This window comes from Bradyrhizobium sp. USDA 4506, from assembly GCF_054058795.1.
Genome location: NZ_JBSSBM010000001.1, coordinates 550,155 through 573,067 on the forward strand (window position 1 = coordinate 550,155; position 22,913 = coordinate 573,067).

Below are 22,913 nucleotides of genomic sequence, written 5' to 3' on the forward strand. Positions count from 1 at the left end.
CCGTGAGGTGTCGCGAGGCGGCTGGTACAATCAAGAGTTTATCCTTTGTCAAAGATTTGCCGCGACCTTCCAGAGCTGGCGCCACCGCCATAACCAGTCCTGCAGGGTCCCGGAATGAGGGCATATCTGAACTCCTGGCTCTCGAAGCTCCTAGCCGGAGATTTGGCGGCATTTGGCGGGCCGGCCACCGATGAAGCGGCTGCAGGATACATTCGTGCCGAGCAGATCTCCCTCGTGCTTGGCTATTCGCTGGGCATCATGCTGGCCAACGCCTGCAATGCGGCCGTGCTCGCAATTGCGCTTTGGCATTCGCCAGACAGAAACTTTGCCCTGATCTGGGCGGCGACTGTCGTCTGCGGCGCGCTATCGATAGGCCTGAGAGCGCGTTCATCACGACAGTTGACGAAGCCCCAGTTCGTGTCGCGCCAGGCCATGCACCGGTTGGTACGGAATGCGCTGGTTCTCGGAACCGCCTGGGCAATTGTGCCGGTGGCTTTCTTCGCGAACGCCTCCAATGGCGGGCAGCTCGTCATAACATGTCTCTGCTCTGGGATGCTTGCAGGTGGTGCGTTTGCCTTCGCCACGATTCCGGTGGCGGCAGTTGCGTTCACGGCTCCGATCTTTGTGGGTACGGCAATTTGCCTCGGCAGAAACGACGATTTAGCCTATCTGCTCGTCGCTATCCTGGTCGTGGCCTATGGCTTCGTGCTCCTGCGCGGCGTTTTCGCCAATTCGTTCGCGTTTACCAGACGCGCCATTGCTCAACTGGAGGCCGAAAGGAGGGGGCGACGGGATCCGCTGACCCAACTGCCGAACCGTTTCGCCTTCAATGAGTGCCTCGAAGGTGCCCTCAACAGGCTCGCTCGCACGGGCGAGGAGTTCGCGGTTCTTCTTCTCGACCTCGATCGCTTCAAGGACGTGAACGACAAATTCGGCCACCCCGCTGGCGATGAATTTCTCGTGCAGGCTGCGGCAAGACTACAGCGATGCGTACGGCAGACTGATACTGTTGCGCGCATCGGCGGCGATGAATTTGCGCTTGTTATGACCAATCTGACAAAGGTTGAGGATGCCTTCGAAGTCGCCGAGCGGTTCGTCGGCGCCTTCGCCCAACCATTCGCCATCGAAAAATGCGAGATCGCGGGGGCGGCCAGCGTCGGAATCGCAGTGGCCCCGCGCGACGGCGACGTGCCTCATGAGCTCCTGAGGAATGCCGACATTGCGCTCTATCGTGCCAAGCAAACGGGGCCGGGAACGATCTGCTTCTTTGAGATCAACGACGACAAATCTGCGCACGAGCGCAGGGCGTTGCAGCGGGATCTGGAGCTCGCGATCGATAGAGATGAACTGTTCCTCCTCTACCAACCGTTCTTTGATATTCACGCGAACCGAATCACTGGCTTTGAGGCGTTGCTGCGCTGGCGCCACCCCGTCCGTGGGGTAATTTCCCCGACCGAGTTCATCCCAATCGCCGAAGAAACCGGACTGATCCACGGAATCGGTGAGTGGGTGGTGCGACGCGCCTGCGCGACCCTATCGAACTGGCCGTCGGACCTCAGGATCGCGGTGAATTTTTCGGCAGCTCAATTCCATAACGTCAGCATCCTTGAGACCATCGTGCAGGCCCTTTCGCAAGCCAGAGTTGCTCCTCACCGTCTCGAAATCGAAATAACCGAGTCGATGCTGATCTCGAAGTACGCGCCGGCATCATCGATCCTGAACTCACTCCTACAATTGGGAGTGACGGTGGCACTTGACGATTTCGGGACGGGATATTCGTCGCTGACCTATTTGCTGAAACTGCCTTACACTCGCATCAAGATCGATCAGTCCTTCATACGAGACATGTTGAGCCGACCGGAGAGCGCGGCGATCGTGAAATCAATCATCACACTGACGCAGGACCTGCGGATCGGCGTGGTCGCCGAAGGCGTCGAAACCGCCGAGCAGCTCGACTATTTGCGAAAAGCCAATTGTGACGAAGTGCAAGGATACCTCATCGGTCGGCCGGTCGCGGCCGACGACATCTTCGCTCTGCTCGATCAAGAAAAGCGATGGTCGACACCAGCCGCTTGAATGACGGGGGGGGGGCCCTTCGTCATTCCGATGGTGGTAAACATCCGCATCCTAAGTGGAACAGACGCCTGCGCAGGCGCCACAATACTAGCCATGTGGCCAATCTGACTCCCGCATTGGTCAATCCTTTTGCGAGGACTAGACGTAGATACCGCCAATGAACCTTCAAATCTCGCGAGGCTGTGCTAGCCTGCTCGCACAGCTAGGGGAGGGGCGATTGACCAGAGAGCAGGCTAAGGCCGTAGAGTCTGGCATCGAGCTATCATATCCTTACTGCAACGATTGCAGCGCATTGAAATGTGGCGCATGACCAGATTTGTGCGTCTCCTCAAGGAATGCGACCCGAACAATGTTAAGCGTACCCGCGCCGCTCGACTCTATCTCGAGATCGGGGCTCGCCGGATGGCCGCCGAGCGCGGACGTATCTAAGCGCATACTCCAGCTCTTTGAATATGCAGGCGCGGTGTTGAATCTGCATCACCTGCAGCGCGTGGAAGCTGTCGTGAATCTTGTGGCCGAACGTCACGTCGCGGCCACAGCGTGCAACTGACGCGATTCTCTTGCCACCGCCATGTGACGCCTGCCTTGAGCGATATGCGCCCGGCTTCTTCGAAATGACGGAGATGCATTTCTCGGTCGCGAGTGCCGCGCGGCAATCGGGGTGACAGCGGCTTCCCACCCAGATTGTCGCGCTATACGTGAGGTCTTGGATCGGAGGTTTCTGAGAACCGCAAGGCGGTCGCGATCGAAGCTGCACGATGCGCGCTCGAAGGCTATCAGACCAAGCTTAAGAATTGTCATTGTCCCGCGGCCTTGCCGGGCGCAGCGGCCCCGTCTCGTGCCCCCAAGACGACATCCGTACAGTCCGTGTGGTGAAGGATCGCACCGCGAGACGCTGGTACCTTTAGAAGGGAGAGCGACAGGTTCACGTGCTGCAATGACGCGTGATAGAAAGGGGACGTCGTTCGCGCGGATTCCACCGAGATCGGTCTAGGTAAAAATTAACTTCACGCACCTGTTCGGGGTGTCGAGCCAAGTGGCCAGACAGGTCTGTCCCCCGACCGTGTGGGATCGCGTCGACTTGACGGTCATCCACGAAACACCGTCCAACTTGCCGGAGGATTAGCATGTCGTCGATCGGTACCAGGTTGCTCAACAGTCTGCGATCCGTTGAGCGCCCGGGTGACTTCTGTGTCGGTGGAATTCGCGAGATTTTCATGCCAACGATCGACGTCGACGGCGTGGGCAGGCTCGCCTTTCCGGTTCTGCCGGCCCAAGCGGAGCGGCTCGTCGCAATCGCAGAGGCTGCTCCCTTTGGGCGCGGCGAGGAGACATTGGTCGATCGCGAAGTCCGGAGAACCTGGCAGGTCGATTCGGCCAACGTTCGGATCGCAGGACGTCACTGGGACAAGACCCTGGCCGGCCTTGTCGCCGACATAGCCCGCCGGCTCGGCGTGGGCGAGCCGGTTGCGGCCGACTTCTATAAGCTTCTTGTCTACGACACCGGCAGCTTTTTCGTTGATCACCGAGATACCGAAAAGGTCGCCGGCATGTTCGCGACGTTGGTGCTCATACTGCCCTCGGCCCATAGCGGTGGCGAGCTGATTGTCAAGCATCTCGGCCGGGAGGTGGTGCTCGAGCTGCGGCCGGAGGAGCCGTCGGAGATCGGATTTGCGGCCTTCTACGCTGACTGCGTGCATGAGGTGCGCCCCGTTAAGACGGGATGGCGTCTGACCCTCGTCTACAATTTGCGTTTCGCCGGCACGAGCCGCGCGCTGAAGGCACCCGATTATCGGGCGGAACACGGGCAAGTGGTGGAGTTGCTGCGGACCTGGGCGGGCGCTGAGGACGAGCCTGACAAGCTGATTCTGCCGTTAGAGCACGTTTACACGCCAGCCGAGTTGTCGTTCGGTGCACTCAAGGGGGCCGATGCGGGCGTGGCGTCCGTGCTGGCGAAGGCCGCTGCTGACGCGAATTGCGATCTCCACCTCGCTCTCGTGTCGATCGAGGAGGGCGGCAGCGCCGAACATAGCCCCTATTTCGGCCGTCGCAACCGCTTGAGTCGAGACGATGAGGAGTTCGAGGTTGCCGAAATCTTCGACCGGGCGCTGATCCTATCCGAGTGGCGGCGCCCAGACGGCGGCGAGGCCGGGTTCGGCGATTTTCCATTCGCCGAGGACGAGTTGTGCCCGGCAGATGCTTTCGAGAATCTGATGCCGGACGAGCAGCATTTTCACGAAGCCACGGGTAACGAAGGCGCGTCCTTCGAGCGCGCCTATCGCCGCGCTGGTCTCGTGTTGTGGCCGGCAGCCCGAAGGCTCGCAGTGCTGAACCAGGCCGGCCTCGGCACAACGTTGCCCTATCTCGAAGATCTGACGGCGCGCTGGGAGGCGAGCGACGCATCGATCTCGTCGCCGTTGTGGCATGAGGCCGATGAGCTCTCGGGGCACATGCTGCGCTCCTGGCCGCGCACCTCGCGGGCAGACGACGACGTGGCAGCTGGCCGGATGCTCGATTTGCAGATCCGGCTTGGGAACGTCGGGCGCATCGATGCGCTTCTCGCTGAACTGTCCGCCGAAGGCCATTACGCTGCGCCCGACAACGGGTCGATCGTGCGCGCTGTCGCGCTTCTGCCTGCCTCGCGCGCAACGGAATTGCTGATCCGGATTGTCAGCCGTAACGCTTCGGCCCATCTCAGCGCCTGCGGCGATCTGCTGTCGCGCTGCGTTGCGGCGCCGGCAGGTCTGCCCCTCGAACAGATCGGCCAAGCCTTAATAGATGCGATGCCGGGCGACCCCACCACGCAGCAGCAGGTCGATGTCTGGACCCGGCCAGCGCCGGTGAAGCCAGGCTTTGTCGTCGACCTCCTGACAGCGACAAGTCGGATCGATGCGGGGCTCGCAGCGCGCGCGATCCAGCACCTAATGGCCTGGCCGAAGACATACAAGCCGGACGATGTGCTGGTCCCCGCTGCTCTGGCGATTGCCAAGCTGGAGGAGAGCAGGGCGTGGCCGGTGGTCGCGCGGCTCCGGGAGGCCGCGCTCAACCACCTGCACAGGCGCATCGCCCTGCCGCTGGAGGCGCCACGGGACTGGACCAGGACCAACCCGCTCAAATGCACGTGCGGCGACTGCCGCGGGCTGGGCGCGTTCCTGACTGCGCCGGATCAACAGCAATGGCGCCTGAAGGCGGTCCAGGACCGGAGGACCCATGTCGAGCAAAGGGTCCGGAGCGCGACGTGCGACCTTGACCTCGCGACGGAAAGACGCGGCAGTCCCCACACGCTGGTCGCTACCAAGAACCAGGCCAGCTACGAACGCCGCGCCAGGCAGCGACGGCAGGATCTGGAGCACGTCTCGGCGCTGGGCGGATAATCTTGCCTCCAGCACGGAGCACGGAGCCAGGAACTCAGGCCGCAGAATGCGCCGGAAGGATCGAGCTCGCGGGCCAAGGCACGGGAGTATAGACGCGGCCATCAACCAATCCCTGGAGGGCGACGACCCCGATCTCGGACCCGGTCGGCCATGAAGGAGCCTTGAACGTCATGGCAGGCCAGGAAGTCAAACTGCTCATTTGCCTCGACTCCTTCAGCGACGACGGGCAGTGTCCGGGCTGCCGGCTTCAACGAGAGTCAGCCAGGCGCTAGTCCGACCTTATATCGTTGCGCAAGCCGCCAGAACCAGTCTTGGTCCAGGTTGGTCTGTCGATCGATCTCCCGGATTGAGCTGCGAGTGCGATCAAACAGCGCATAGCAAAGGCCATCGTCGTCGTGGCGAGCGTAATAGGCGATGCCGTCGGGACTAAGCGGATGGCCCAATAGCGCCCTCGACCAGGCCTGCGGCACGTCGTAAGGCAGTCCGCCATGCACCACCTCGGCGGTCGCACCGAGAATAGCGAGCGAGGGGCCAGCCCGTCTGATGAGCGAAAGATCTGCGGTGATCTCGAGACGAGCGTAGGCTTTGCGACGCAGCAGGCCGGCATCTATCAGGGTCCGTCCCGGCACGCGAAGGAATGTCTCTGCAAATGCGCCGAAGGGCTCCCGGGCTGCATAGAGAACGCCGTAGCTTCCATCAGGGGCGTTCAGCCGGCCGAGACGCGACGTGTCGAAAAAGATCGGATCGTACTCGGCGGTGTAGAGCCGATGAACCACCGTACCCCGCCGCAGCTGGACCGGGCGGGGACGGCGGCGATCAAGCGTCCGGCGGCAGCGGAGCGGTCACGCGCCTTGCTGGGCCATTCGCTGAGCGGCCTCGATCACAACTTCAACCTTGCCTTCCTTGAGCAGGTCGATGGGCTTGCGGCCACCCAGCCGATCATCTGGCTGAACCAGGAAATTCAGAATGGTCCAGGGATTGTCGGTCGGCAGCGCTTCCTGGACGGACTTAAGACCCTCGACGACAGTGCCGTCCGCGTTGAACTGAAGGGTCGGAAAGCTCCGGTGGTTGCTGGGACCGGGAACGGCAAGGAGACTACCTTCCTGCACGCGCTTGTCGACAGCCTGCCGGGAGATTCCCCGCAGCAGGGTTCTGACCTGGTCCAGATCGTACGCGCCTCCTGATCGCCGAAGATCCTCTTGCGCAATGCGGACGCCCTCGAGGACAGCGAGAGCACGGGCGTCGGGCGCAAATGCCTCCTTGTTAACGACACGGGTCTTCTTCGCTGCTCCAGAGAAGAACCGAAACGCTTGACCCGCCAGTTGCTTATTGCGCTCACGAATCTTCCGCAGCGCCGTCGCACTCTTGGAAACAATCGCGACCTGAGCGTCTGCGGGAAGAGCCAGGCTCTTCAAAGCGGAGGGCTTCTGCTTAAGTACCATCATCACTCCGTCCTCGTGGACGGAGGACAGATCCTTGTTACCGGTGGCCTTTGACTGTGCCTTGGACATGATCTCAACTCCGCCCCCTGGATATGGAGGCAACTTTGTCAAACTTCGTCAACCGCAGGTTCGTCAACCGCAGATCGGTTCCACGCAATAGAACTGCACAAGTCTCTGGCGTGCCCCGAAGCCGGCGCCCGGCATGCTGGTCAGCCTTGGCACTGAAGCGCAGCCAGTTGGTGTCAATCACGATGGCTTTTCTCGACGGAAGCGATAGTCGTCCTTTGATGCGCGCAGTGCTTTGGCGATAGCCTCGTTGATGTCGTCGAGATTGCAGGACTCCGGGTGGAACTTGCGGCCAGCCCATCGGTGCATCGCTTTATGTTCTTCATGGTCGGGGTCGAGCCAGGCCTCAAGGAAGTCGGCATAGCCTGAAGGCCCACCAGCGTCTTCGGGGGGGCCTGAGCGTGCGGCGGCGATACAGCGAGGATATTGGGCGCTCTCCTCGCGCGCGACGCGCTCCAAGCGCAGCAGATGACGCCAATTATCGCCGAAGTCGTATTCGTAGAGGATCGTGAGAGAGTTTTCGCCGGGATCGTGGGGGAAGTGAAGGTCGATCATCCTGACCTCGGTCGCCTCGAAGATCCTGCTGTCGGACAGACCGTCGTCATCGAACTCTGGAGCTCCGTAGATGAGACCGCCAATATTGAACTGATGCAGATGGCTGTCGCTCCAGCCAAAGGCGGCCTGCAGCACCTCGTGGAGTTGGGCTAGGTTGAGAGTGATTGGCAGTTCGAGAGTGCGGCTGATCTTGGGCTCGATGCCGAGGATATGAACCTCGGCGCGCACAATGAAGCTGTCCGGATCGAATGGGTCAAGCATGCTGCAGATCATGCCGTGCATGATTGTCGCAGGCAATAGATGGGCGACGATTGTCCTTCGACCGCACCGACACAAACCGGCAATCGTAGACGACGTTAGGATTTTGGCCCGCGAGTGATCGGCACTGGTTTCTAGCAGGACTTCGCCTGCACCCCATTGAATAGTTTGTGGTGTCGCCACCGGGTCAAGCGTTGTCCTCGCTTACGCTGCGGGAACGCTTGACCCGGACGCCTGTGTGCCTTGCCCGAAATGCCCCGTTAAGGTCGTCGATTCCCATGACGGACCTAAGACTCTAAGAGGACAGTTGCGATACAGAACCTAACAGCAGTTCGGACGTGACGTTGTTGTTGTAATTCGCATAATCTTCGTTATGGAATATATTCCTATTATCGGAAATCTTGAACTTGCGCGGCGACTATCTTCGTTGGTAGCATTATGCGCGCCGCAAAATCGCCAATCGTTTCACATCACCGTTTGTTTCGCTTGGCTCCTGCCTGCCTCACTCCGCAGCTTCAGCGGGCGGGCTCTTGAGCTCAGCAAATTTCGCCGCCATCGTCGGATTGCCTCGGGTCAGCTTCTTGATCGTCACGTCCTGCGTCTTGTCGTTCGCAAGGCGGAGATTGCGGTCTGCACCGATCAATGCAGATGGTGCAGCGAGATAACCGGTTCGGGAAAGCACTATCTTGAGACGAATGATGCGATCTGGTTGGCACATGGCGGCGCTGCCTCCTGCCGGCTGGTTCTGACGATTGCCGAGACCAGACAGGACAGGCCATCACGCGCGCGCAAGGCACAAAATCCTGCAGTGCGCCGAGCGGCGCACAACCGGCGTCAGGCGGCGCGGGCGCGGCATGACATGCGAAGCTGGCAGGTCGAGCGCCGCGGGCGCTCGCGGCATCTGATTAGAAGATTTCTTTTTTCAAATATTCTGACCGTTATTCCGATAACTGGTGTTCAAAACATTTTATGCGCGCCCCACGGCTATCCGTACGCCGTTTGGGGGTTAAGTGGTGCTTTATTCGTTTTATGCCGTTCTCGGCCGTGCAATCCGCTTGATCTTTCTGGCCGCCGTCGTGCTCGCTGGCTCCATGACCGCTGCGAGCGCCCTAGGGAATGACAAGACGCCCACGGTGACGTCGATCTCGCCAACATGGGGCTCGGAGGCGGGCGGCACCAAAGTGAAGATTGAGGGCGCATATTTTCTTGCGACGGGCGTACCAAACATACATGTGAGTGCGGTAAAATTCGGTAATGCCGATGCGCAAAGCTTCGAAGTGAGATCTGAGCAGGGAGGCTCTGCCTTTAATCGTCACATTTGGATCCAGGCGGTGTCGCCGGCCGGAACCGGCACGGTAGATATTACCGTGGTGACAAACTATGGGACCTCGGCCACCTCTGCTGCGGATCGCTTCAGCTATGTCGGCGCGCCGACGGTGACGTCGCTGTCGCCGACGTCTGGTCCTGAAGCGGGCGGCACGGTGGTGACGATCACCGGCAGCAATCTGGCCAATGCCAGCGCGGTGACGTTCGGGGCCAGCGCGGCGCGGATCACGGCGAACTCGGCGACCTCGCTCACGGTGACCTCGCCGGCCGGCAGCGGTGTGGTCGATGTCACGGTGACGACGCCGGGCGGCACGGTGTCGCCGGGCCGCTTCACCTATGCGCCGGCGCCGACGGTGACGTCGCTGTCGCCGACGTCCGGTCCGGAGGCCGGCGGCACGGTGGTGACGATCAGCGGCAGCAACCTGGCCAATGCCAGCGCGGTGACGTTCGGGGCCAGTGCGGCGCGGATCACGGCGAACTCGGCGACGTCGCTCACGGTGACCTCGCCAGCCGGCAGCGGTGTGGTCGATGTCACGGTGACGACGCCGGGCGGCACGGTGTCGCCGGGCCGCTTCACCTATGCGCCGGCGCCGACGGCGACGTCGCTGTCGCCGACGTCCGGTCCGGAGGCCGGCGGCACGGTGGTGACGATCAGCGGCAGCAACCTGGCCAATGCCAGCGCGGTGACGTTCGGGGCCAGCGCGGCGCGGATCACGGCGAACTCGGCGACCTCGCTCACGGTGACCTCGCCGGCGGGGACCGGTGTGGTCGATGTCACGGTGACGACGCCGGGCGGCACGGTGTCGCCGGGCCGCTTCAGCTATGTCGCGGCGCCGACGGCGACGTCGCTGTCGCCGACCTCCGGTCCGGAGGCCGGCGGCACGGTGGTGACGATCGCCGGCACCAACCTGGCCAATGCCAGCGCGGTGACGTTCGGGGCCAGTGCGGCGCGGATCACGGCGAACTCGGCGACGTCGCTCACGGTGACCTCGCCAGCCGGCAGCGGTGTGGTCGATGTCACGGTGACGACGCCGGGCGGCACGGTGTCGCCGGGCCGCTTCACCTATGCGCCGGCGCCGACGGCGACGTCGCTGTCGCCGACGTCCGGTCCGGAGGCCGGCGGCACGGTGGTGACGATCAGCGGCAGCAACCTGGCCAATGCCAGCGCGGTGACGTTCGGGGCCAGCGCGGCGCGGATCACGGCGAACTCGGCGACCTCGCTCACGGTGACCTCGCCGGCGGGGACCGGTGTGGTCGATGTCACGGTGACGACGCCGGGCGGCACGGTGTCGCCGGGCCGCTTCAGCTATGTCGCGGCGCCGACGGCGACGTCGCTGTCGCCGACCTCCGGTCCGGAGGCCGGCGGCACGGTGGTGACGATCGCCGGCACCAACCTGGCCAATGCCAGCGCGGTGACGTTCGGCACCAGTGCGGCGCGGATCACGGCGAACTCGGCGACGTCGCTCACGGTGACCTCGCCAGCCGGCAGCGGTGTGGTCGATGTCACCGTGACGACGCCGGGCGGCACGGTGTCGCCGGGCCGCTTCAGCTATGTCGGGGCGCCGACGGTGACGTCGCTGTCGCCGACGTCCGGTCCGGAGGCCGGCGGCACGGTGGTGACGATCAGCGGCACCAACCTGGCCAATGCCAGCGCGGTGAAGTTCGGGGCCAGTGCGGCCACCAGCTTCACGGTCAATTCGGCGACGTCGCTCATCGCGACCGCGCCGGCGGGGACCGGTGTGGTCGACGTGGTGGTGACCACCCCGGGCGGCACCAGCGCGACGTCTGCGGCCGACCAGTACACCTATGCGCCGGCGCCGACGGCGACGTCGCTGTCGCCGACCTCGGGCCCCGAGGCGGGCGGCACCAGCGTGACCATCACCGGCACCAACCTGGCCAATACGATATCGGTGTGGTTCGGCCCCAACATGGCGCGGATCACGGCCAAGTCGGCGACCTCGATCACCACGATCACGCCGAGGGGGACCGGGACGGTCGACGTGGTGGTGAACAACCCGGGCGGCAGGGTGTCGCCGGGCCGCTTCAGCTATGTCGGGGCGCCGACGGCGACGTCGCTGTCGCCGACGTCGGGTCCTGAAGCGGGCGGCACGGTGGTGACGATCAGCGGCAGCAACCTGGCCAATGCCAGCGCGGTGACGTTCGGGGCCAGCGCGGCGCGGATCACGGCGAACTCGGCGACCTCGCTCACGGTGACCTCGCCGGCGGGGACCGGTGTGGTCGATGTCACGGTGACGACGCCGGGCGGCACGGTGTCGCCGGGCCGCTTCAGCTATGTCGGGGCGCCGACGGCGACGTCGCTGTCGCCGACCTCCGGTCCGGAGGCCGGCGGCACGGTGGTGACGATCGCCGGCACCAACCTGGCCAATGCCAGCGCGGTGACGTTCGGCACCAGTGCGGCGCGGATCACGGCGAACTCGGCGACGTCGCTCACGGTGACCTCGCCAGCCGGCAGCGGTGTGGTCGATGTCACCGTGACGACGCCGGGCGGCACGGTGTCGCCGGGCCGCTTCACCTATGCGCCGGCGCCGACGGCGACGGTGACCTCGCTGTCGCCGGCCTCCGGACCCGCGTCCGGCGGCACGTCGGTGACGATCACCGGCACGGGCTTGACTGGCGCGAGCGCGGTGAAGTTCGGCGCCAGCGCGGCCACCAGCTTCACGGTCAATTCGGCGACGTCGATCAGCGCGACGGCGCCGGCGGGGACCGGCACGGTTGACGTCACCGTGACCACGCCGGGCGGCACCAGCGCGACGTCCGCGGCCGACAAATTCAGCTATCAGGCAATTACGAGCGTGACGCTGGCGTCGTCGCTCAATCCCAGCAGTTACGGTCAGCCCGTCACCCTCACCGCGACCGTCACCGGATCCGGTGGAACGCCGGCCGGGACCGTGGTCTTCAAGGATGCCGGCGCGGTGATCGGCTCCGCCACGCTGTCCGCAGGCATTGCCTCCTTCGCCACCACGACGCTCGCGGTCGGAACTCATTCGATTACGGCCAGCTATGGTGGCAACACCGTATTCGCCGCGAGCACCTCACCCGTCCTCAGCCAGACCGTCAATATCCCGGCCGACAGTGTCAAGCTGCGTCAGCTGCAGGTCAACCTCTCCAGGATCGTGGCGCAAAACTCCGGACAGGCGATCTCGGGTGCGATCGACGATGCGATCAGCGAGGGATTCGCCCAGGACTGGATCTTCGCGACCCCGGGCCAGTTGGGCGTCCGTTTCAATTTCGCCGCGGACCCTTACGAGAGCCGCGACGATCAGGGCGATGCGGCGTCCACGTCCGGCACCGGACCCCGCAGCAACATCTTCGACAGCGGAGCAGGCAACGCATATGGCGCGGCCCCCGCGTCTGGCGGCAGCCGACGCAATCCCGCGTCGCGGATCAATGACACCTTCGCCGCGATCGATCCGCAGACGCCGCGCAAGGTGTCGCCAAAGAGGATCCGGGAGAACAAGGACTGGCTGTTCTGGGTCGACGTTCGCGGCACCGGTCTAGATCGCCTGACCTCGACGACCACTGCGGCCGGCATGACCACGACCGCTGCGCCGCTCTACGGCCTACAAGTCAATGCGCTGGCGGGACTGACGTACAGGATGTTGCCTAACTTCCTTGTCGGTGTGGTCGGCGGCTATGAGACCTTCAATTACACCGAGCAGGACATCAACGGCAAATTGACCGGCAACGGCTGGACCGTGGGTTCATATCTGGGCTGGAAGATCACGCCTTCGCTGCGCTACGATGCAGCCGTGGCCTATTCCGGCATCGGCTACAACGGTGTCGCCGGCACCGCCCAGGGCAATTTCAGCGGCAACCGCTGGATGCTCTCGACCGGCCTGACCGGCACCTACCAGGCGCTGGGTTTCACCATCGAACCGTCAGCCAAGGTCTACGCACTTTGGGAGAAGCAGGGCGCTTACGTCGACTCGCTCGGCACCCGCCAGGCGAACTATGACTTCTCGACCGGCCGTGCCTCCGGCGGCGTCAAGTTGGTCTATCCCTTCACCTGGGCCGACAGCATCCTGCTGGCTCCCTATGCCGGTGTTTACGGCGACTACTATTTCAACCTGGACGATGCTGCCGCGATCCTGCAGGCAGGCGGCCTGCCGCTCGCCTCGACACCGCTGCTTCAGGGCTGGTCAGCGCGGGCGGCCGCCGGCATCAACGCCAGATTCGAAAATGGGGTGATGGTTGGTGCAGGCGCCGAATACGGCGGCATCGGCGCCAACTTCCAGACCTGGACCGTCAAACTCAGAGGCCAGATGCCATTCAACGCTCAGTGACAAATGCTCAGCATCGAGAATGGTCAAACATGGCAATATAGGAGGCCAGATGGGGTGAGCAAGGGCCTGCTTGCGAGGCAGGCTTCAAAACCAATGTCGAGAGCAAAATAAATGAGACAACGGACCGTACTCGGGAGTATGGATGCGTGAGGCAATGCGGTGGTGGTGTTTGCGTCGCAAGGGCTGTTCGGCAGGCTGTTACGCTTGCAAACGCCACCCAACGAACCGCAAGCGACGCCATGGATGGTACGAAACAGCGTCAACCGCATTGCGTCCGCCGCCGCCAGACGCGGGTTTCGTACCAAACGGCGAAGCCACCGGTACACGGTGAGGGCGGTAGATCCTTTGGCAGCATGCGCCAGCCTCCGCCAGGGTGTCATGTGGAGGATCGCGTTCAGCGCCTCGCGCAAGTCCGCACCTGGCTTGCGGCTCCGCCTTCTCGGCCTGGGTAAGAACTAGGTAATCCTTTCCCACGTCTCATCCGTGAGATCTGTCGGATAGCGTCAGGTCGTCTGTTCGATCGCCGCAATGCGATCTCGCGTCTCTCGTGTCCACATGCATAGCATAGCGCGATCACAGATGACGCGTCCAGGTAATCCGTTCTAAAGCGTTCTCTTAGGAGGCGAGTTTTCGATATTGTGATGGCGACTTGCCAACGGCGCGCCTGAAGGACATGCTCAAATGCGATTGATCAGCGAAACCGCAGATCAGTGCAATGTGCGTCAGGGGCAGGCTGGTCGTTGCCAACAATTCTTGGCAACGACGAATACGCGTCTCCATCAGGTATCGATGCGGCGTCTGATGAAACGATGCCCTAAATCGCTTGATAAAAAGCGTGCGGCTGACTCCTACCAGCTTCGCAAGATCCTTCAGAAGTACGCTGCGTATCCGCGCAATATACTATGCTCCGTCGCGTCGCATCTGCGTTTGATTCCTCAGAACCATCTGCTCGCTCTCGACGATCTCAAACACTAAGCGCTGCTCCGAGAAACCGCTTCGCGCAGTTGAGCGTGCTTGCCTTCTGGCGGGACTGTATTGCTATGCCTAATGCGTTGGACAAGCACCCGAGATCGATCGCTTAGGGAGATCTCCCTCCACGCTGCGTAACGTCGGCGAGAGGTGATCGATCCACGCCGATCGGGCGTCGCGCATTGATTGTTGACACGATGGTAGCGTCAAGCGCTATAAGCCGGGTGATCGTTGCGCGCCCAAGAGCCTTTGCGGTCGTTTCGGTGTTTGGGTTTGAAGATCCAGCCATGGGTCTGCTGTTGCGCGAGTGTTTCGATCACCGTCTGATCAGCCGTGAAACGGTGAGAAGATCCGACTGTCCGTAGCGACGATTTCGTCGGGTGTCTTCGGTGCAAGCCGCTTGTCGATCGGCTCGTCATGCCCCTATGTCGAGGGTCTTCTTCATGGCCTCGGCGTGCCTGATGTTCTCCGCTGTTGTAGCGAGAACGAATTCGTGGTCCAGTCCACCATTGTTGGGCAAAACGAATGCGATCTGTTCCCCTTGCTTTTCACATCGATCGTGGTCGGCGTAAACATCATCTTTCCGTCCTCCTCGCTCATGGTGATCTGGACCATCCGTGAGGGGTCCTTAGGAGCTCCGGGCTCACCTGCGTAAAGGTGCCGTCGTGGCTATGGCCGGTCGATCCGGCTCCTGGCCATGGGACGGCGGAGATCAGCGTCGCCGTCGCGACCGCAAATGCAGTGATGGTGATATTTCTCGTTCCCGTCGGTCCGTTGGCTTGCGGTGTTATTGCATAGTAGTGTGTGACAGACTACATGCCCTTCATTCCCTGCATGCCTTTCATCTGTTTCATGCTGCCCTCATTCGGAAAGGTCACCGGAGCTTCCTTACGCGCTGGCTGAGCTGACGGTGCGGCGACTTCGTAGGCGACGCTGCCCGCAGGATACTTGTAAGTACCTGGATCGCGATAGTCGTCGTGCGCCATTCCCTCGCGGATCTTCATCACCGTGAACATGCCGCCCATCTCGATCGGGCCGAACTGCCCCGTTCCGGTCATCATCGGCAGCGTGTTGTTGGGCGCCGGCATCTCCATGTTGCCCATCGCCATGCCGGTCGATCCCATCACCATCGCGTCTGGCGCGAGCTTGCCGACCGCCTTCGCCAGGTCCTTGCGCGACACGCCGATGAAGTTGCGCATGTCGTGGCCCATCGCGTTCATGGTGTGATGCGACTTGTGGCAGTGGAACGCCCAGTCGCCGGGATTGTCGGCGAGCATGTCGAAGGCCCTGACGGCGCCGACCGGCACGTCGGTCGTGGTCTCCGGATATTGCGCACTCTCCGGCACCCAACCGCCGTCGGTGCAGGTCACCGCGAAGCTGTGGCCATGCAGGTGGATGGGATGGTTGGTCATGCTGAGGTTACCGATCCGTACGCGCACCCTGTCGCCGAGTCTGACCGCCAGCGGATCGATGCCGGGATAGACGCGGCTGTTCCACGTCCACATGTTAAAGTCTGTCATCTCGTTGACCTTCGGCAGGTAAGTGCCGGGGTCGATGAGGTAGGTGCTCATCAAGAAAACGAAGTCGCGGTCGACGGGGCGGAACGACGGATCGCGCGGGTGCACGATGAACATGCCCATCATGCCCATCGCCATCTGCACCATCTCGTCGGAATGCGGGTGGTACATGAACGTCCCGCTCTTCTTCATCTCGAACTCGTAGACGAAGGTCTTGCCGGGCGGGATGTGCGGCTGGTTGAGCCCGCCGACACCGTCCATGCCGCTTGGGATGATCATACCGTGCCAGTGCACCGTGGTGTGCTCCGGCAGCTGGTTGGTGACGAAGATGCGGACCTTGTCGCCCTCGACCGCCTCGATGGTCGGACCCGGCGCCTGACCGTTATAGCCCCAGAGATTGGCCTTCATGCCGTCGGCGAATTCGCGCACAACAGGTTCGGCGACGAGATGGAATTCCTTCCAGTCGCCGTTCATCCGCCACGGCAGCGACCAGCCGTTCAGCGTGACGACGGGCCGGTAGTCGGGCCCGCTGGTCGGATGCAGCGGCGGCTGCATCACCACCTTGTCCATCGTCGGCGCCTCCGGAATAGCGGCGGCCTGCACGCGGCCGCTGACTGCGCCCGCGGTGACCAGTGCGGCGGTTCCCAAGAATCCTCTGCGTGAAAACATCTGCCGTCTCCGTTCAATCGCCGCCGCCGGCCGCCGGCTGCGCGGTCGAGGCAACAGCGGAAGTCATCGCCGCGGCGCCCTCCGATCCGCCGCCATTCACGGCGGTCTGCAAGTCGGACTGCGCGAGCCAGAAGTCGCGCTTGGCGTCGATCGCCGCGCGCAAGGCGGCGATGCGCTGCCGTGCCTCGGTCAGCAGGGCGAACACGTCGACCTGCATGCTCGAAAAGCGAAGCTGCATCTCCTCGGTGATGATCTGGCGCAGCGGCAGCACCTCGCGCTGGTAGTGGCTGGCGATGTCGTAGGTGGAGCGATAGACGCGGTAGGCGTCGCGCGCCTCCGAGCGGACGTTGATCGCCTTCTCGGTCAACCGGTTGAACGCAAGGTGATAGTTCTCGGCCGCCTGGCGAACCCGCACCTCCCCGCCATCGAAGATCGGGATCTGGAACTGGACGTCGAACCCGCGCTCCCTGAACGGTGGGCCCTCCGGATCGCGGGTGCGCCGGTCGATACCGGCGACGTCGAGCAGCGTGACGAAGCGGGTCGCCTCGGTGAGATCGAGCGCCTTCGCCAGCGCGACGACTTCCATCCGCGCGATCTGCAAGTCGAGCCGATGCGCGACAGCATCCATCTCGATGTACGGTAGTGTCCGGGGACGGCGTGGCAACGGCGGTAGCTTGTCTGGAATCCGGTACGACAGCGCGGCACCCCACAGACCCATAAGGCGCGCCAGCCGCTCGCGCCCACTGATCGCCTCCTGCCGGACGGTCGCTAAATCCGCCGCGGTCTCCGCGTAAAACACCTGCTCTCTGGCTTGGTCGAGCTTGTTGATCGCACCGGTCTCGCCGAGCTTCTTGGCGAGCTGCGCCGTGGAGTCTGCGGTAGACTTGGCGTCATTCAACAGAACTGCCATCTCGTTTGCTACCACCGCCCGGAAGTAAGCGCGACGCACCTCGGCGGCCAGCTGCAGTGTCGCAAGCGCTGCCCTGAGCTGCGCTTGCCGAAAGCGTTCACGTGCGATCTCGCTGCGCAACGGCAGCGTCGCAAGTGCCAGGATGTCTCCCACCACCTGCCGTTCGATCTCGCTCGCCCCGTTGCCAGATATTCGGGAAACGGAGAACGTCGGGTTCGGCGGCAAGCTCTGCTCGACCATGTCCGTCTCTGCGAGTGCGAGCTCATTGTAAGCCGCTTGAAGACCCTTGTTGTTCAGGAGCGCGACCTGCACGGCTGAATCTTCCGTAAGCGTCCGCGCAAGCAACCCGCGCACCGCTATCGTGGCGCGTTCTGCGTCGTCCGGGGAGCGCACGAAAGCAGCCTGCTTCCCTTCGATCGAGGCCGTGGCGTTTGAAACGACAGCGAAGCCGCTATCGGACGAGAAGGACGCGCATCCGGAGAGGAGCGCCGCCGACAGGACTGTGCAGATGAGAGCGATCGATTTCGTGCTGGATGTCTTCATCGTTCGTCACCCTCGCCTTTCCGTTTCGGAGTGACGGCCTCGTTGCGCTCGCGCCAAAGAGCGGGTGTCGATGGCCGCAAGCTAAAATAGGGCGCTACGGTTGAGCGATAGGCAACGCGGCGCACCTGGACACCCGGATCCGCGGATGCGACAAGCGGCGCCACAGTCTGGCATCCGCCGAGAGCGGCGCCCAAAATGGTCATGCCGAAGATAGACAAGCGACGTCGTTCGCCCAACGTCCCAATGGTGGCGAACTTCGCCAGAACTCCCAAATACATGCGTACTCCCGATGCGTCGATTGTGCAGGAATGCACGCGCCAAATCGAACGCGCGCCAGTTGGTGACATCGAGATCAGACGATGGGCGGACGATAGAGGCGCGAGAACGCCTCGCTGTGCAGACCCCGGTAAGAAACGGAGATGCAAGTAGACGGAGATTGGGAGGGGATCGCGACAGAAGGTAAATCCGCCCAAATAGCCGAGACGCACGGCATTGGACAGCAAGGCCCCAGCGCGCTCTTCGGAGGATGATGGTGGTTGGCGTGCCGCGCCGCTGCGTCGGCACTCTTGCCCACGTGTTGGTGTTGAGTACTGGCATAACGATGCGAGTCCAGGGGACGCACATTCTTACGCATGATCATAGACATGGATGACGTCCACAACCTGTAACTCATCCAGGCAAGGTGCCGGTCCGGCCCCAACGGCGAGGGTTGTACCCGGCGCAAGCACGCAGAACAGGTAAACGAGAGCGATCGTCGCCCCGACAACATCCGTTTCGATCTCGTCAACCGCCAAAACATCCCGTCGTCGCACCCACGATTCAAACTGAACAGCGTGTCGAACTACGATTTAGCCAAGCCGGATACAAGCAGCTCCGCTGCCTTGGACTCTTGAAAATCACCTGCATCTTTTAAAAATGATCGTTTTTGTGACGCGCGAATCGCGGCGAGGAGAAAGACGGTGTCAGGCTGTTCATGTTCGCTCTTGTTTGTCGTCCTTCGAACGACCCGGCGGGCTTGCTCTATCCCGCGTGCGACGTCCTGATGTCGGGTCCGAAGCTGAAGCTGCCGGGCCAGCGGGCGTCCATCCGCGGGCCGGCACGGTAGAGGGCCTGGCCCATTCCGACGGTCCACGGAATGGGCTTTCGGCGGGCAGCCTCCATACCGGCCGATGGCAATGTGCTCAGAAGGGGGCACAGGAAGCGTGACTCGTTCGCGCGTATTTTGAAGCCAGCGCGGCGGACCAGGAGGACATCCAGAAGGCCCGGAAGGCAGACGGCGGCATACTGCGATGCCACGTACTGGGTCGCTGTGGGGCAGCGCGGACGAAGGCGTCGGGTTCGCTCGCGACCTCTTTCAGGGTCTTACCCTGGACATCCACAACGCATACGCTCGACAGTTCCAATGACACGCAATTCCGGCATAGTTCTCCACGGCTGTCCTCCGTCTCCAGATGCTTGGGGCCGACTCAACGTTGTGACCCCGTTTCATCATCTATCGGAGGACAGCCACCATCATCACCCTTGCTCGGAGCAGGGCCCATTACGGCATCTAGTAAGTGATCTTCAGGGGCAAGTTGCGGGCACGCTGGACTAGGTGAGCAATGGACTTCTCCGAGGGCATGACAATGACGACCTTTCGCGTTTCATTGGCTTCCTTCATCGCCTGCGCTAGGCGTGCGGGGTTGCGATGAGCCAAGTCCCTGACGGTGAAGACACCAGCGGCACGCAGTAGTTCCACCGTAGCCCTGCCCATTCCTTTGATGCGCATGCAATCGGCGATATTTGCCCACTCGAGCAGTTGCCGTTCGCTGATCCCGGTTTTCGCCGAAAGCGCCTTTCGAGCCCTCACTGTCCTAGCGTGCTCCAGCAGCGCAGCGGTTGTTCGAATCTTCTGAGCCTTTAGCTTGGAAGCGACATAGGCACCGAGCCCGTCAATTCTTGTGATAGGGTATGTCACGACACTCGAACCAAGTTAATTCTCCATCCGCCCGGATGGTGGCAGCTCCACTCGCGGGCCAAGCTTTGCGCTGGTCATTCAGTGCGGTTGCGGGCGAGCTGGATCCTGCGCAATACGTGGCCCAAGCTCGCTGCGACTAGAACACGGTGCGCCCCTCGAAGCCGTCTTCGATGGTGCCGCCGAGAAGGCTGATCCCGCGCGCCGCCAACTGGATGATCTGGCGAGTGCGTCGTCGCTATCACGGCTCGTCTCCTTTACTGCAGCCAGATCGCCCGTGACCGCGAGGTGCCGACGGACGGTATTGAACCAATTGTCCCCCATGATCGCCTCCCCGGCGTTGACGCACTGTCCGTGCCGCGTCCCTTCGCTCAATCCAAGTCCGCGAGGATGCTGAAGCGGATGATGTAATCGGCGCGGCATAAACGCTTCCGTCACGCCGCCGTACTGGAAGCGCGCTCGGTGATCAGGACCTCAAAGCCTTCGAACTTGGGGTGGTCGAGGAAGAGGCTGCCGCCGGTCTCGTTGCCAGCACTGGAATGCGCGCGGCTGAACGCTTCCGAGCGCGTCCAGGCGTCAAACGCGGCGTAGTCGGCCCACACCGTATGTGTGGCGTAGAGCGTGTGGTCTTCGGCTTCCGGCCCCTTCACCAGATGAAACTCGATGAAGCCCTCGACGTCGCCGAGATGGGATTCGCCTGTTTTCCAAACTGTCTCGAACGCCTGCTCCAAGCCCTTATTCACCTGAAAGCGGTTTATTGCGATGAACATTCTTGAGTTCTCCTGTTGGCAGAACGTCCTTCCAACCCTGCCGGCTAAGTTGGTTAAAGACATGACGCGTCAGAACCGCGCAAGGGTATCAACCGGCCAGCGGCAAATTGGCTGAGCTCCTGCAATCGCGCTCGGCACAAGTGCGATCCATAATGCTGCTTTGTACACCCTGCCCGGTCCAGGACTCGAGAACAGCACGTCGTCTTGCGTTGTGCAGTCGGCCGAGCTGCCGGGATGGCGTACGGCCGAGAGCTCTGACGACTGCACGTTCTTGACGTTAAGGATCAGAGGGCCCGGCGTTCCGTCGTTGAGGTGTACTTCCGAATGGTGCCAGAGGGCGCTCGACCAACAACGATCTATGGATGATTTATCCTGCATCGCGTTACGTGAAGTACATCCCGATCAGGACTGATTTGATGATCGGCCGGGATCATTTGAAGTCGGTCGTTTTTGCGCTACTCGATCCGCGTGGTAAATGCGTTCTCGACGTCTCTACGTTGCGCACGAACGGCCTATCGTCAACATGAGCTGTGCGGCCAGCGCCAACGCGCTCATCGAAGACGTTCTTCCATGCACCGCGATCATTCGCTCGGAATGTGCCGACCGCTCCTTGAGAAATGATCTTCGCTTTTAGCGTTATTATTCGATCGAGTAGCTGTTATGGTGACCTCGTGATGAGCAGGTAACAATGGGATCGAACAGCGGTGCCGTCTAGTTAACCCAACCGGGCAGCGTCGAGCGGTCGACTGCAATCCCTCGCGCCGCGTTCATCGCCGCCTGGCGGTAGTACGGCAAGGGAAGATCAAGTTTTGCGATCACCGGGGCAGGCGCCCGGACAAATCTTCTCGCAGAAGTGGCGGCCGTACTTGGGCCCGAATGGTGAGATGAAACCAGCACCGCGTGCGGCATATCTCACATCTTCTCTTATACCGCGTCTTTCAGACTCACTGATCTGCTCGATCGGATATAGTCGTTCGGCGTTGCGATTATCAAGCCAGGAGCTAGCGACGCCGAGATACTCGTTACGAAGCGCCTGAGGAGATGTGCTATGTACGCAGTCCTGAACCGCCACCCAATCCGAGGACGGCATCGGCAGCTCCATCACGGATGCGACGCACGTGTGCGTTGTTGTCGATCGACGATCTCAGCCGCGTCGGTTTGCGGGTTCAGTCCGTCGCGGTTTGCGGGGTGGCGTCATGATCACCACGACAAGGACGTTCAGCAACAGCCATATTCCCAGTACGATCATTAACGTGCGCATGTCGCAACCTCGGCAATGATCCGCGGGCTTCAGAACACGTAAAGTCCGTAGATCTACCTTGATGAGTGGCACCACCCCAATAGCTTTCAATTACCCACATTTGACGTCGGATTTGAGCGAGGCGCGGCGGGCGAAATCTTGAATCGGCAGAATCTGTTGTGATTCATTGTTGAGCACCTGATTCGGAAGTGGGGTGCTCGATGGGTCTGTTGAAGGAACGCGCGGAGACGCGTGCTCAGCGATTGACGACCGGTATCGAGACGTGGGTTGATCGAGAAACTGCGGGATGCAAGTTTAAGGATGAGCGGCTTGGTCGCCGGTTCTGCAAATTGCTCGCACAAGTCGGAAGCGACATGGGTCAAAGCATCCCGTTGGTTTGTCAGGACTGGGCCAACACGAAGGCCGTCTATCGCTTCTTCTCCAACGAGCGGGTCAATGAGGCGGATATTCTTTGCGGTCATTTCGAGGCGACGCGCGGGCGCGTAGCGGCGACGGAGGGACCGATCCTCGTCCTCCATGACACGACGGAATTCAGCTTCAAGCGCGAGAAGCCGGATCTGATCGGCTTTACGGGCAAGACGGCAGGACGCACACAGTGCGGCATCCTGATGCATTCTAGTCTCGCCGTGACGACCGAGGGGCTTCCGCTCGGACTGTCGGCAATCAAGTTCTGGACCCGCAAGAAGTTCAAGGGGACGACGGCGCTGAAGCGAAAGATCAATCCGACACGGGTGCCGATCGAGCAGAAGGAGAGCATCCGCTGGCTCGAGAATTTACGGCAATCGACCGACCTTCTCGCTGCTCCTGGACGATGCGTTCATATTGGTGATCGCGAGAGCGACATCTATGAGCTGTTTTGCCTGGCCGAGGAGGTCGGAACGCATTTCCTGGTGCGAACCTGTGTTGATCGGCTTGCCGA

At 62.0% G+C, this 22,913-nt stretch carries 11 protein-coding genes and 2 pseudogenes; 4 read left to right on the plus strand and 9 right to left on the minus strand.

What is annotated here, in order from left to right; all coding sequences use genetic code 11:
• Nucleotides 1-114: 114 nt before the first annotated feature.
• Both ACVIHF_RS02465 and ACVIHF_RS02470 read left to right on the plus strand, forming a co-directional pair.
• Nucleotides 115-2,076 (plus strand): putative bifunctional diguanylate cyclase/phosphodiesterase, encoded by a 1,962-nt coding sequence (locus tag ACVIHF_RS02465; RefSeq protein WP_253610386.1) that lies wholly within the window; start codon nt 115-117, stop codon nt 2,074-2,076.
• A gap of 1,127 nt (nt 2,077-3,203) precedes the next feature.
• Nucleotides 3,204-5,450, plus strand: a complete 2,247-nt coding sequence (locus ACVIHF_RS02470) for a 2OG-Fe(II) oxygenase (RefSeq protein ID WP_253610387.1) — start codon at nt 3,204-3,206, stop codon at nt 5,448-5,450.
• 257 nt (nt 5,451-5,707) lie between these two features.
• Here the strand turns inward: ACVIHF_RS02470 and ACVIHF_RS02475 are convergent, their stop codons facing one another.
• The 4 genes and pseudogenes from ACVIHF_RS02475 to ACVIHF_RS02490 all read right to left on the minus strand — a co-directional run.
• Nucleotides 5,708-6,226: an RES family NAD+ phosphorylase gene (locus ACVIHF_RS02475; protein ID WP_253610388.1), complete on the minus strand. Its 519-nt coding sequence runs from the start codon at nt 6,224-6,226 to the stop codon at nt 5,708-5,710.
• Between the two features lie 66 nt (nt 6,227-6,292).
• A complete protein-coding gene (locus tag ACVIHF_RS02480; protein ID WP_253610389.1) occupies nt 6,293-6,961 on the minus strand; it encodes a hypothetical protein in 669 nt (222 codons plus the stop codon).
• A 173-nt stretch (nt 6,962-7,134) separates the two neighbouring features.
• A pseudogene (locus ACVIHF_RS02485) lies at nt 7,135-7,786 on the minus strand (plasmid pRiA4b ORF-3 family protein).
• Between the two features lie 487 nt (nt 7,787-8,273).
• Nucleotides 8,274-8,417, minus strand: a pseudogene (locus tag ACVIHF_RS02490) (DUF2130 domain-containing protein); the annotation flags it as partial.
• A 445-nt stretch (nt 8,418-8,862) separates the two neighbouring features.
• Between ACVIHF_RS02490 and ACVIHF_RS02495 the strand changes: the two are divergent.
• Nucleotides 8,863-13,401: an IPT/TIG domain-containing protein gene (locus tag ACVIHF_RS02495; protein ID WP_456791506.1), complete on the plus strand. Its 4,539-nt coding sequence runs from the start codon at nt 8,863-8,865 to the stop codon at nt 13,399-13,401.
• Between the two features lie 615 nt (nt 13,402-14,016).
• On the opposite strand, the gene ACVIHF_RS02500 is transcribed toward ACVIHF_RS02495, so the two are convergent.
• The 5 genes from ACVIHF_RS02500 to ACVIHF_RS02520 form a co-directional block, all read right to left on the minus strand.
• Nucleotides 14,017-14,298 (minus strand): helix-turn-helix transcriptional regulator, encoded by a 282-nt coding sequence (locus tag ACVIHF_RS02500; protein WP_375167289.1) that lies wholly within the window; start codon nt 14,296-14,298, stop codon nt 14,017-14,019.
• 884 nt (nt 14,299-15,182) lie between these two features.
• The gene (locus ACVIHF_RS02505) at nt 15,183-16,556 is read right to left on the minus strand and encodes a multicopper oxidase family protein (protein WP_253610390.1); all 1,374 of its coding nucleotides are present in this window, start codon (nt 16,554-16,556) and stop codon (nt 15,183-15,185) included.
• A 13-nt stretch (nt 16,557-16,569) separates the two neighbouring features.
• Complete coding sequence (locus ACVIHF_RS02510; protein WP_253610391.1) at nt 16,570-18,009, minus strand: TolC family protein; 1,440 nt, start codon at nt 18,007-18,009, stop codon at nt 16,570-16,572.
• A 1,549-nt stretch (nt 18,010-19,558) separates the two neighbouring features.
• Nucleotides 19,559-19,966, minus strand: coding sequence for a DUF4332 domain-containing protein (locus tag ACVIHF_RS02515; protein WP_253610393.1), 408 nt, complete (start codon nt 19,964-19,966; stop codon nt 19,559-19,561).
• Between the two features lie 431 nt (nt 19,967-20,397).
• Nucleotides 20,398-20,733 (minus strand): antibiotic biosynthesis monooxygenase family protein, encoded by a 336-nt coding sequence (locus ACVIHF_RS02520; RefSeq protein WP_253610394.1) that lies wholly within the window; start codon nt 20,731-20,733, stop codon nt 20,398-20,400.
• Between the two features lie 1,461 nt (nt 20,734-22,194).
• Between ACVIHF_RS02520 and ACVIHF_RS02525 the strand changes: the two genes are divergently transcribed.
• Nucleotides 22,195-22,913: IS4/Tn5 family transposase DNA-binding protein (locus tag ACVIHF_RS02525; protein WP_456791498.1), on the plus strand; the 719-nt coding region annotated here is incomplete at its 3' end.